The sequence below is a fragment of the Streptomyces sp. NPDC002911 genome, assembly GCF_053591835.1.
Window position 1 is genome coordinate 47,816 of the sequence record NZ_JBSFUO010000024.1, and the last position, 12,210, is coordinate 60,025.

Here is a 12,210-nt window from a genome sequence, read left to right on the forward strand (position 1 = left end):
CGAGAGAGAACAACCGTGAGTACCTTCCAGGCCCCCAAGGGCACGTACGACCTGATCCCGCCGCGCTCCGCGAAATTCCTCGCGGTGCGCGAGGCGATCTCCGCACCCCTGAAGAACTCCGGCTACGGCTACATCGAGACGCCCGGCTTCGAGGACGTCGCTCTGTTCTCACGCGGTGTCGGTGAGTCCACCGACATCGTGTCCAAGGAGATGTACGCCTTCGAGACCAAGGGCGGCGACCAGCTCGCGCTGCGCCCCGAGGGCACCGCGTCCGTGTTGCGCGCGGCGCTGGAGGCCAACCTGCACAAGGCGGGCAACCTTCCCGTCAAGCTCTGGTACTCCGGCTCGTACTATCGCTACGAGAAGCCGCAGGCGGGCCGTTACCGTCACTTCTCGCAGGTGGGCGCCGAGGCCATCGGTACCGAGGACCCGGCGCTGGACGCCGAGCTGATCATCCTCGCCGACCAGGCGTACCGCTCGCTCGGCCTCAGCCAGTTCCGGATCCTGCTGAACTCGCTGGGCGACAAGGAGTGCCGTCCCGTCTACCGGGAAGCGCTCCAGACGTTCCTGCGCGATCTCGATCTCGACGAGGAGGCCCGCCGCCGCATCGAGATCAACCCGCTGCGGGTCCTCGACGACAAGCGGTCCGACGTCCAGAAGCAGTTGACCGGTGCTCCGATGCTGCGCGACTTCTTGTGCGACGCCTGCAAGGCGTACCACGAGGAGGTCCGCGACCTGCTGACGGCGGCCGGTGTGGTGTACGAGGACGACGAGAAGCTGGTCCGGGGCCTCGACTACTACACCCGCACGACCTTCGAGTTCGTCCACGACGGTCTGGGCTCCCAGTCCGCGGTGGGCGGGGGTGGCCGGTACGACGGCCTGTCCGAGATGATCGGCGGCCCGGCCCTCCCGTCCGTCGGGTGGGCGCTCGGTGTGGACCGTACGGTGCTGGCCCTGGAGGCCGAGGGCGTCGAACTCGAGATCCCCGCCACCACCAGCGTGTACGCCGTACCGCTCGGCGACGAGGCGAGGCGAGTGCTCTTCGGCCTGGTCACGGAACTGCGCAAGGCCGGGGTCGCCGCGGACTTCGCGTACGGCGGCCGTGGTCTGAAGGGCGCGATGAAGAACGCGAACCGTTCCGGCGCCCGCTACACGATCGTGGCCGGCGAGCGTGATCTCGCCGAGGGCGCGGTCCAGCTCAAGGACATGGAGTCGGGTGACCAGGAGGCGGTCGCGCTCGGCGCGCTCGTGGCCACGGTGATGGCCAAGCTGGCCTGAACGCGGACTGTCCGTACCGTGCCCGCCCGGTTCCTCCGGGCGGGCACGGTGCGTCGAGGCGGCCTCAGCTCCAGAGGTTCTCAGGGCACAGGGGCGGGCCACGTCTCCCGTAGCGTCAATTCGGCGGGTGCGGATTCATCCTGCCGGATGCTTCCGATGCGGGGCCGTCGTCGTCGGCGGCGGCAGCGGGTCCGTGCCGAGCGCGGGTCGCCGTTCCGGCGTCGCGCGCGCAACCCCCGCACGTCGACCGCCAGTTCTGCCAGGTGGAGGAGGGGCCCCGGAGCTCTGCGTTCCACGTTCCGTTCACGCACACCTTTATGTTCAGCGAACGGTTGTCCGCGTCGGCGGTGCGGCACAATGTCCATGCCCGGCCGGCTACTCAGTGATGGAACGGCGATATGACGATGGCAGCGGTAGACCAGTCCTCCTCCCGGCAGGACGAGGACAACGGCGCGACGACCTTCGGCGGCAGTCGCGCGCTCGCGCTTCTGCTGGTGATCACGGGTGCGGCCGGGCTGCTCGCCGCCTGGGTGATCACGATCGACAAGTTCAAGCTGCTCGAGGACCCGAGCTTCACCCCGGGCTGCAGTCTGAACCCGGTGGTCGCCTGCGGCAACATCATGAAGAGCGAGCAGGCGTCCGCCTTCGGCTTCCCCAACCCGATGCTCGGCATCGCCACCTACTCGGTGGTCATCGGCATCGGCATGGCGCTCCTCGCCGGTGCCCGCTTCCGCGCCTGGTACTGGCTGGGCCTCAACGCGGGCACGCTGTTCGGCGTCGGCTTCTGCACCTGGCTGCAGTACCAGTCGCTGTACAACATCAACTCGCTCTGCCTGTGGTGCTGCCTGGCCTGGGTCGCCACGATCTTGATGTTCTGCTATGTCACCACACACAACATCAAGCGCGGCATCCTGCCCGCCCCCGCCTGGCTGCGGAACACCCTCACCGAGTTCCACTGGGTGCCGCCGGTTCTCTGGACCGGGATCATCGGCATGCTGATCCTGACCCGCTGGTGGGACTTCTGGACCAGCTGACGCGCCAGGCGTTGCTGTCAGTGGGGTGACATAGGCTTCGTCACGTGGAGCCCGACCTCTTTACCGCAGCAGCCGAAGACCGCCAGGAGAAGGACCCGTCCAGCAGCCCCCTCGCTGTCCGGATGCGTCCTCGTACGCTGGACGAGGTGGTCGGCCAGCAGCATCTGCTCAAGCCGGGCTCCCCGCTGCGCCGCCTCGTCGGCGAGGGCAGCGGAGGGCCCGCGGGCCCTTCGTCGGTGATCCTGTGGGGCCCGCCCGGTACGGGGAAGACGACCCTGGCGTACGTGGTCAGCAAGGCCACCAACAAGCGCTTCGTCGAGCTCTCCGCCATCACCGCGGGCGTCAAGGAGGTCCGGGCCGTCATCGAGGGCGCGCGCCGCGCCACGGGCGGCTTCGGCAAGGAGACCGTCCTCTTCCTCGACGAGATCCACCGCTTCTCCAAAGCCCAGCAGGACTCCCTGCTCCCCGCCGTGGAGAACCGCTGGGTCACGCTGATCGCGGCCACCACGGAGAATCCGTACTTCTCGATCATCTCCCCACTGCTGTCGCGCTCCCTGCTCCTCACCTTGGAGCCCCTCACGGACGAGGACCTGCGGGCGCTGCTGCGCCGGGCCATGACCGACGAGCGCGGTCTGGCCGCCGCGGTCACGCTGGCCGAGGCCGCAGAGGCGCACCTGCTGCGGATCGCGGGCGGCGACGCCCGGCGAGCGCTGACCGCCCTGGAGGCTGCGGCCGGAGCGGCCCTCGCCAAGCACGAGCCGGAGATCACGCTGGAGACGCTCGAGGAGACCGTCGACAGGGCCGCCGTGAAGTACGACCGCGACGGCGACCAGCACTACGACGTGGCGAGTGCCCTGATCAAGTCGATCCGCGGGTCCGACGTGGATGCGGCCCTGCACTATCTGGCCCGGATGATCGAGGCGGGGGAGGACCCGCGCTTCATCGCCCGGCGGCTGATGATCTCCGCCAGCGAGGACATCGGGCTCGCCGATCCCACGGCGCTCCCCACGGCGGTGGCGGCGGCCCAGGCGGTCGCCATGATCGGCTTTCCCGAGGCGGCTCTCACCCTCAGCCACGCCACGATCGCGCTGACGCTCGCCCCCAAGTCGAACGCGGCGACGCTGGCGATCTCCGCAGCGCAGGAAGACGTGCGCCGGGGCCTCGCGGGCCCGGTCCCGGCCCATCTGCGCGACGGCCACTACAAGGGCGCCGCCAAACTGGGCCACGCCCAGGGCTATGTCTACCCGCACGATGTGCCCGGCGGTATCGCCGCCCAGGAGTACGCCCCGGAAGCCGTCCGCGGCAGGCGCTACTACGAACCCACGCGGTACGGCGCGGAGGCGCGCTACGCCGACGTGGCGGACCGCGTCCGTGAGCGGCTCGGCCGCGGCGAGCAGGGCGGTCCGGTGTCCTCGTGACCGCCGCTCAGCAGGACGCGGCTTCGAAGAGGGTGTGCATCGCGCGGCGCAGCTCGCTGATGTCGCGTACGGGATCGGGGAATTCGAACCGCGCGTCGAAGCAGGCGCTGCCGCCCTCGACGAACCGCACCCTGAGGCCGAACCGGTCGAGCGAGACCGGGACGGCGTCGAGCCGTTGCTCCGCACGGCCGCACTCGGCGCGGTCACCGAGCAGCGCGGACAGCGTGGTCATCTGCTCGTCGTGGGCGGCGTGCAGATGCTGGAGCAGCTCGGCCTCATGAGTGACCAGCGGGTCGGCGACGGCGTCCCGGAGGGCCTCCGGCTCCACCTCTTCGCATCCCCACAAATCGTCGACCGAGGCCTCGCCGGTCTCCAGCCGGAGCATCATCCTGCCGGGCTGTGCGAGCCCGGGCACAGCGGTGAGCCAGCCGGCGATCCGGGCGCGGCCGCGGATGCGGTGCGGGACGGAGACCGGTGCGACATCGGTGAGCTCCAGCACAGCGGTCAGTTCGTCGCCCTGGGCACGCGTCGCGGCCCGTACGACCGGGGAATCGGCGGGGAAACCGAGGAACAGGTCCCCCTCGGGCCCCATGCTCCTGCTGTCGGGCATGAGCTGGTCCGGGTGGATCACCGACAGCCCGGGTACGAGCAGCACCGCGGAGCAGGTACTCTGTACGAGAGTTCGTGTGCGTTCGGCTGCTGACGGCATCCGAGTGTTTTCAAGCCCGCTGGGACGCGGCTGACCACGATCAGATCGGCCTTCCGTCGTAGCAGCACCTTCTGGTGTGCTGCCGCTGTCTGTGCTGTCCGTGACGTGTGTGGTGTTCCCAGGGCGAGACATGCGATCTCCTTGAGTAAGGTAAGCCTAACCTACATGGAGGTCTGGAGAACGTGCCTAACCAGTCGCGTCCCAAGGTCAAGAAGTCGCGTGCCCTCGGCATCGCCCTGACGCCGAAGGCTGTCAAGTACTTCGAAGCCCGCCCCTACCCGCCGGGCGAGCACGGCCGTGGCCGCAAGCAGAACTCGGACTACAAGGTCCGTCTGCTCGAGAAGCAGCGTCTGCGTGCGCAGTACGACATCAGCGAGCGTCAGATGGCGCGTGCCTACGACCGCGCCCGTAAGGCCGAGGGCAAGACGGGCGAGGCGCTGGTCGTCGAGCTCGAGCGCCGCCTCGACGCCCTGGTCCTGCGTTCGGGCATCGCCCGCACCATCTACCAGGCCCGCCAGATGGTCGTCCACGGCCACATCGAGGTCAATGGTGGCAAGGTCGACAAGCCTTCCTTCCGCGTCCGCCCCGACGACGTCGTGATGGTCCGCGAGCGCAGCCGCTCCAAGGTCCCCTTCCAGGTGGCCCGCGAGGGTGGCTACGACACCGACGGCGAGACCCCGCGCTACCTCCAGGTGAACCTGAAGGCCCTGGCCTTCCGCCTGGACCGGGACCCGAACCGCAAGGAAATCCCCGTCATCTGCGACGAGCAGCTCGTCGTCGAGTACTACGCCCGCTGATCCAGGCGTAGCTCTCAGCCGAGCTCGGGCCCGCCCCTCCCTGTCGTACGGGAGGCGGCGGGCCTTCGCGTTTCCTCAACCGTGGGGGTTCCCTCCGGCCTCTCCGGGGGCGAACCGTCGTCCGTACCGGCACGGACCGCTCGCGTCACCGCTGCCTACGTGCCCAGCCGGCGGCCGGAGCTCCGTTCCGGCCCGCTCCTCGCACTCGGCCCGGACCCAGGACCGCCCCGGCCGCCCGTAATGCGGTACGGGGCGAGACGTCCGGCGCGATAGGCTCGGGGGACGACGATCGGCAGTGGTGGCAGGACGCGCCGGCCGAGCAGTGACAGGAAGATGCCGGCCGGGACAGGCCCCGGCCGATGCGGGCGACGAGCAGAGAGCGGTGCACTGTGTCCGGTGGAGAGGTGGCCGGTATCCTGGTGGCTGTCTTCTGGGCGATCCTGGTCTCCTTCCTTGCCGTGGTACTGGTGAGGCTGGCCCAGACGCTGAAGGCGACCACCGCCCTGGTGGCGGACGTGACGGAACAGGCGGTTCCGCTGCTCGCCGACGCTTCCGCCACACTGCGCACCGCGCAGACGCAGCTCGACAAGGTCGACGCCATCGCCAGCGACGTCCAGGAGGTCACCTCCAACGCCTCCGCGCTCTCCACCACCGTCGCGTCGACGTTCGGCGGCCCGCTCGTGAAGGTGGCCGCATTCGGCTACGGCGTACGGCAGGCGCTCGGCCGCCGTACCGCCGCGGAGCCGGAACCGGCGCGCCGGACCGTGGTCGTCGGCCGTACCGTGCCGTCCGCCCGTGCCAGGAAGCGGAACGGCCGAAGCTCCCGCGGACAGAAGGACTGACCCAGCGATGTTCCGCCGTACCTTCTGGTTCACCGCCGGCGCAGCCGCCGGCGTCTGGGCCACCACCAAGGTCAACCGAAAGATCCGGCAGCTGACTCCCGAGAGCCTCGCGGCGCAGGCCGCGGACAAGGCGCTCGAGGCGGGCCACAAGCTGAAGGACTTCGCCCTCGACGTGCGTGAGGGCATGGTCAGGCGCGAGGCCGAACTGGGCGGGGCGCTCGGCATCGAGGCACCGGCCGACCCTGAACTCGTCGCCCACCGCACACTCCCCTACAAACCGAACAACCGGAATGAGGACCACTGATGGAGTCGGCTGAAATTCGCCGCCGCTGGCTGAGTTTCTTCGAGGAGCGCGGTCACACCGTCGTGCCTTCGGCGTCGCTCATCGCGGACGACCCGACTCTGCTGCTGGTCCCCGCGGGCATGGTTCCCTTCAAGCCCTACTTCCTCGGTGAGGTCAAGCCGCCCGCCCCGCGCGTCACAAGTGTGCAGAAGTGCGTGCGTACGCCGGACATCGAAGAGGTCGGCAAGACCACCCGGCACGGCACGTTCTTCCAGATGTGCGGCAACTTCTCCTTCGGCGACTACTTCAAGGAAGGCGCCATCGAGTTCGCCTGGGCGGCGCTCACGAACTCCGTGGAGGACGGCGGCTTCGGGCTCGACCCCGAGCGGCTGTGGATCACCGTCTACCTCGACGACGACGAGGCCGAGCAGATCTGGCGCGAGAAGATCGGCGTCCCGGCCGAGCGCATCCAGCGCCTGGGCAAGAAGGACAACTTCTGGTCCATGGGCGTCCCGGGCCCCTGTGGACCGTGCTCCGAGATCAACTACGACCGTGGTCCCGAGTTCGGGGTCGAGGGTGGCCCCGCCGTCAACGACGAGCGTTACGTGGAGATCTGGAACCTGGTCTTCATGCAGTACGAGCGCGGCGCCGGTGACGGCAAGGAAGACTTCCCGATCCTCGGGGACCTGCCGTCGCAGAACATCGACACCGGTCTCGGCCTCGAACGCCTCGCGATGATCCTGCAGGGCGTACAGAACATGTACGAGACCGACACCCTGCGCGTCGTCATGGACAAGGCCACCGAGCTCACCGGTGTGCGCTACGGCGCCGACCACGGTTCCGACGTCTCCCTCCGCGTCGTCGCCGACCACATCCGCACATCGGTGATGCTCATCGGTGACGGCGTCACCCCGGGCAACGAGGGCCGTGGCTACGTCCTGCGCCGCATCATGCGCCGCGCCATCCGCAACATGCGGCTGATGGGCGCCACCGGCCCGGTCGTCCGTGAGCTCGTCGACGTCGTCGTCGACACCATGGGGCAGCAGTACCCGGAGCTGATCACCGACCGCAAGCGCATCGAGACCGTCGCCCTCGCCGAGGAGGCCGCCTTCCTCAAGGCACTCAAGGGCGGCACGAACATCCTCGACACCGCCGTCACCGATACCAAGGCCTTCGGTGGCAAGGTCCTGGCCGGCGACAAGGCGTTCCTGCTCCACGACACCTGGGGCTTCCCGATCGACCTCACGCTGGAGATGGCCGCCGAGCAGGGCCTCGCGGTCGACGAGGACGGCTTCCGCCGTCTGATGAAGGAGCAGCGGGAGCGCGCCAAGGCCGACGCCAAGGCCAAGAAGACCGGGCACGCCGACCTGTCCGCCTACCGCGAGGTCGCCGACAACTCGGGCGTCACCGAGTTCACCGGCTACACCTCCACCGAGGGCGAATCGAAGATCGTCGGTCTGCTCGTCGACGGCGTGCCCTCGCCCGCCGCCACCGAGGGCGACGAGGTCGAGGTCGTCCTCGACCGCACCCCCTTCTACGCCGAGGGCGGCGGCCAGCTCGCAGACCAGGGCCGGATCCGGCTCGAGACAGGCGCCGTCATCCAGATTCGCGACGTGCAGCAGCCCGTCCCGGGCGTCTCGGTCCACAAGGGCTCGGTCCAGGTCGGCGAGGTGACGGTCGGCGCCTCCGCGTTCGCCGCCATCGACAACACCCGCCGCCGTGCCATCGCCCGTGCCCACAGCGCCACGCACCTGACGCACCAGGCGCTGCGCGACGCCCTGGGTCCGACGGCCGCCCAGGCCGGTTCGGAGAACTCGCCCGGACGCTTCCGATTCGACTTCGGCTCGCCCGCCGCCGTACCCGGCACGGTCCTGACCGACGTGGAACAGAAGATCAACGAGGTCCTCTCCCGGGAGCTCGACGTCCAGGCCGAGGTCATGTCCATCGACGACGCCAAGAAGCAAGGCGCCATCGCCGAGTTCGGCGAGAAGTACGGCGAGCGCGTCCGCGTCGTCACCATCGGCGACTTCTCCAAGGAGCTGTGCGGCGGTACGCACGTCGGCAACACCGCCCAGCTGGGCCTGGTGAAGTTGCTCGGCGAGTCCTCCATCGGTTCCGGAGTGCGCCGCATCGAGGCCCTCGTCGGCGTCGACGCGTACAACTTCCTCGCCAGGGAGCACACGGTCGTCGCCCAGCTCCAGGAGCTGCTCAAGGGCCGCCCCGAGGAGCTTCCCGAGAAGATCTCCGCCATGCTCGGCAAGCTGAAGGACGCCGAGAAGGAGATCGAGAAGTTCCGGGGCGAGAAGGTCCTCCAGGCCGCTGCCGGGCTCGTCGACTCCGCCAAGGACGTACGGGGCGTCGCCCTGGTGACCGGCCAGGTCCCGGACGGCACCTCGGCCGACGACCTGCGCAAACTGGTCCTCGATGTCCGCGGGCGCATCCAGGGTGGCCGCCCGGCCGTCGTGGCTCTGTTCACCACGGCCAACGGCCGCCCGCTGACGGTCATCGCCACCAACGAGGCCGCCCGCGAGCGTGGCCTCAAGGCCGGTGACCTGGTGCGCACCGCCGCGAAGACCCTCGGCGGCGGTGGCGGCGGCAAGCCGGACGTCGCCCAGGGCGGTGGCCAGAACCCGGACGCCATCGGTGACGCCGTCGCCGCTGTCGAACGCCTCGTCACCGAGACGGCGTGACGCCGGACATGTCGCAGATGCGCCGTGGACGCCGACTTGCCGTCGATGTCGGCGACGCCCGTATCGGGGTCGCCTCGTGCGACCCCGACGGGATCCTCGCCACGCCGGTGGAGACCGTGCCAGGACGCGACGTCCCGGCTGCCCACCGGCGGCTCGGGGTGATCGTCGAGGAGTACGAGCCGATCGAGGTCATCGTCGGGCTGCCCCGCTCCCTGGGCGGGGGTGAGGGCCCGGCGGCGGCCAAGGTCCGTGCCTTCGCGCAGGTGTTCGCCCGCGCGATCGCACCGATCCCCGTGCGTCTCGTGGACGAGAGGATGACCACAGTGACGGCCACTCAGGGGCTGCGCGCTTCGGGCGTGAAGTCCAAGAAGGGCCGGTCTGTCATCGACCAGGCTGCCGCTGTGGTGATCCTTCAGAACGCTCTGGAGTCCGAACGGGCGTCAGGCTCCGCACCCGGCGAGGGCGTCGAAGTGGTTGTCTGATCGCAATACGGTAACGTTCCGCGCGATGCGCCGGTGTTCGAACAGGCACCGCACAGCAAAGCGAAGAGACGGAGCGTCGTCTCGCGGCTCAAGGGGATCGATGACTGAGTATGGCCGGGGCCCCGGCTCCGAACCGTGGCATCCCGAGGACCCCTTGTACGGGGATCAGGGATGGGGGGGCCAGCAGGCCGACCACGGCCAGGGCCAGTACGAAGGCCAGCAGCAGCCCTACCCGCAGGACCCTTACGCCCAGCAGGGCTACCAGCAGGATGCGTACGCGCAGCAGCAGCAACAACAACATCAGCAGCAACAACATCAGCAGTACGGCGCGCCGCAGGACCCGTACGCGCAGCAGCAGCAGCCGCAGCAGCCCCAGTACGACGGCGGCTGGGACACCGGCCAGCAGCCGGCGATGCCGTACGGGGCCCAGCAGCCCCAGTACGGCAACGAGCCCGGCGGCTACGGCGAACAGGCCGACTACTACGGCACCCCCGAGGCCTACCCTCCGCCGCAGCCCCCGGGCCACCGCGAGCAGGCACCCCAGCAGCAGGGTCAGGACTGGGACCCGGACGGGCCGCAGGAGGAGACGCATCCCTTCTTCACGGGTGCGGACGAGCCTGCCGACGACCGTGACTCCCGTTCCCGCTCCGGCGAGGACGACGAGCACGACGACGACCCGCGTGAGTCCCGCAGGGGCGGCAGCGAGCGTCGCGGCAAGGGCAAGAAGAAGAGCCGCAACGGCTGTGCGTGCCTGGGAGTCGCGGCTGTCCTCGTCGGCGGCCTCGGCGGGGTGGGCTACTTCGGTTACTCGTACTACCAGAGCCAGTTCGGCGCGGCGCCCGACTACGCGGGCGAGGGTACGGGCTCGGTCGAGGTGGAGATCCCGGCCGGTGCGCTCGGCAACGAGATCGCGAGCATTTTGAAGAAGGCGGGCGTCGTGAAGTCCGTCGATTCCTTCATCTCGGCGCAGAACGGGAACCCCAAGGGGGGTTCCATTCAGGCAGGTGTCTATCTCCTGAAGAAGGAGATGTCCGCCGACAGTGCCATTGAATTGATGCTTGACCCGAAGAGCCAGAACGGACTGGTCGTCCCCCCCGGCACGCGCAACGCCAAAGTGTACGAGGCCATCGACGAAAGGCTTGGCCTCGAGGCCGGGACGACCGCGAGGGCCGCCGAAACGAATGCGGGCAGCCTTGGTCTGCCCGACTGGGCGGACAACGACCCGCTCATAAAGGATCCGCTGGAAGGCTTCCTCTATCCGGCCACCTATCCGGTCTCCAAGGGAACGAAGCCCGAGGCCGTGCTGAAGAAGATGGTCAGCCGGGCCAGCGCCGAGTACGACAAGCTCGACCTGGAAGCCTCTGCCGAGAAGCACGATCTGGATGGTCCCTGGCAGGTGATCACGGTCGCGAGTCTCGTCCAGGCCGAGGGGAAGACGCACGATGACTTCCGGAAGATGAGTGAAGTCATCTACAACCGTCTCAAGCCCACCAATACCGAGACGAATCAGTTGCTTCAGTTCGACTCGACGTTCAATTACCTCATGAAGCAGAGCAAGATCAATATCGGCGTGTCCGAGATTCACAAGAACAAGGACCCGTACAACACCTACACGCAGCGTGGTCTCACACCTGGCCCCATCGGCAACCCGGGCACCGACGCGCTGACCGCCGCACTGAACCCGACCGCGGACGGCTGGATCTACTTCGTGGCTACCGACGGGCAGCACAAGACCGAGTTCGCCAAGACCTACGACGACTTCCTGAAACTCAAGGACAAGTTCGATGCCCTCGAATGAGGCTCACAGGGCGGCCGTCCTCGGCTCGCCCATCGCCCACTCCCTCTCCCCGGTCCTGCACCGGGCCGCGTACGCGGAGCTCGGTCTCGACACCTGGTCGTACGAGCGCTTCGACGTGGACGAGGCGGCCCTCCCCGGCTTCGTCGAAGGGCTGGATCGCTCCTGGGCAGGGCTCTCGCTGACCATGCCGCTCAAGCGGGCGATCATCCCGCTGCTGGACGGCATCAGCGACACGGCGGCGTCGGTCGAGACCGTCAACACGGTCGTCTTCACCGAGGACGGCCGACGGGTCGGCGACAACACGGATATCCCCGGCATAGTCGCCGCCCTGCACGAACGCGGCGTCGAGAAGGTCGAGTCCGCAGCCGTTCTCGGCGCGGGTGCCACGGCGTCCTCGGCGCTGGCCGCTCTCGCGGAGATCTGCACCGGGCCGGTCACGGCCTATGTGCGCAGCGCGGCACGCGCCGACGAGATGCGCGGCTGGGGCGATCGTCTCGGTGTCGATGTCAGGATCGCGGACTGGGCCACGGCGGCCGAGGCCCTGTACGCCCCCCTGGTGATCGCCACCACGCCGGCCGGTACCACCGACGCGCTGGCGGACGCAGTTCCCGCGGGACCCGGCACCTTGTTCGACGTACTGTACGAGCCCTGGCCGACCGCGCTGGCCACGCGCTGGTCGTCGGCCGGGGGGACCGTCCTGGGCGGCCTCGACCTCCTCGTCCACCAAGCGGTTCTCCAGGTCGAGCAGATGACCGGACGGAGCCCGGCCCCGGTCGGGGCCATGCGGGTGGCCGGCGAGCAGGCTCTCGCGGCACGGGAACGCCGGTAGGACCGGTCACGGACGGACCGCCGAGCGTCCGTCTGCTGGACCGGCGGCGG

11 protein-coding genes are annotated in these 12,210 nt (G+C 69.1%); 10 read left to right on the forward strand and 1 reads right to left on the reverse strand.

Features of this window, described 5'->3' with window-relative positions; translation table 11 throughout:
• The first annotated feature begins 15 nt into the window (after positions 1-15).
• The 3 genes from hisS (at position 16) to ACWD04_RS27030 (ending at position 3,730) form a co-directional block, all read left to right on the forward strand.
• Positions 16-1,278, forward strand: a complete 1,263-nt coding sequence (gene hisS / locus ACWD04_RS27020; protein ID WP_451136141.1) for a histidine--tRNA ligase — start codon at positions 16-18, stop codon at positions 1,276-1,278.
• Between the two features lie 398 nt (positions 1,279-1,676).
• The gene (locus ACWD04_RS27025) at positions 1,677-2,312 is read left to right on the forward strand and encodes a vitamin K epoxide reductase family protein (protein ID WP_451136143.1); all 636 of its coding nucleotides are present in this window, start codon (positions 1,677-1,679) and stop codon (positions 2,310-2,312) included.
• A gap of 44 nt (positions 2,313-2,356) precedes the next feature.
• Positions 2,357-3,730, forward strand: coding sequence for a replication-associated recombination protein A (locus ACWD04_RS27030; RefSeq protein WP_451136145.1), 1,374 nt, complete (start codon positions 2,357-2,359; stop codon positions 3,728-3,730).
• Between the two features lie 7 nt (positions 3,731-3,737).
• On the opposite strand, the gene ACWD04_RS27035 is transcribed toward ACWD04_RS27030, so the two are convergent.
• Complete coding sequence (locus ACWD04_RS27035; RefSeq protein WP_451136147.1) at positions 3,738-4,439, reverse strand: DUF2470 domain-containing protein; 702 nt, start codon at positions 4,437-4,439, stop codon at positions 3,738-3,740.
• A gap of 182 nt (positions 4,440-4,621) precedes the next feature.
• On the opposite strand from ACWD04_RS27035, the gene rpsD reads away from it, so the two are divergent.
• The 7 genes from rpsD to ACWD04_RS27070 all read left to right on the forward strand — a co-directional run bounded on the left by rpsD (position 4,622) and on the right by ACWD04_RS27070 (position 12,160).
• Positions 4,622-5,236: a 30S ribosomal protein S4 gene (rpsD, locus tag ACWD04_RS27040; protein ID WP_103516281.1), complete on the forward strand. Its 615-nt coding sequence runs from the start codon at positions 4,622-4,624 to the stop codon at positions 5,234-5,236.
• 404 nt (positions 5,237-5,640) lie between these two features.
• The gene (locus ACWD04_RS27045) at positions 5,641-6,078 is read left to right on the forward strand and encodes a DUF948 domain-containing protein (protein WP_451136149.1); all 438 of its coding nucleotides are present in this window, start codon (positions 5,641-5,643) and stop codon (positions 6,076-6,078) included.
• A gap of 7 nt (positions 6,079-6,085) precedes the next feature.
• Positions 6,086-6,382 carry a DUF6167 family protein gene (locus tag ACWD04_RS27050; protein WP_451136151.1) on the forward strand — a complete coding sequence of 99 codons (297 nt, stop codon included), beginning with the start codon at positions 6,086-6,088 and terminating at the stop codon, positions 6,380-6,382.
• Entirely contained in the window at positions 6,382-9,051 is a 2,670-nt protein-coding gene (gene alaS / locus ACWD04_RS27055) for an alanine--tRNA ligase (protein ID WP_451136153.1), read from the forward strand. Before ACWD04_RS27050 ends, alaS begins: the two co-directional genes overlap by 1 nt.
• Before the next feature lie 8 nt (positions 9,052-9,059).
• Positions 9,060-9,533, forward strand: a complete 474-nt coding sequence (ruvX, locus tag ACWD04_RS27060) for a Holliday junction resolvase RuvX (RefSeq protein WP_451136199.1) — start codon at positions 9,060-9,062, stop codon at positions 9,531-9,533.
• Between the two features lie 100 nt (positions 9,534-9,633).
• Complete coding sequence (mltG, locus tag ACWD04_RS27065; protein ID WP_451136155.1) at positions 9,634-11,331, forward strand: endolytic transglycosylase MltG; 1,698 nt, start codon at positions 9,634-9,636, stop codon at positions 11,329-11,331.
• The gene (locus ACWD04_RS27070; protein WP_451136157.1) at positions 11,318-12,160 is read left to right on the forward strand and encodes a shikimate dehydrogenase; all 843 of its coding nucleotides are present in this window, start codon (positions 11,318-11,320) and stop codon (positions 12,158-12,160) included. Before mltG ends, ACWD04_RS27070 begins: the two co-directional genes overlap by 14 nt.
• Positions 12,161-12,210: the final 50 nt, after the last annotated feature.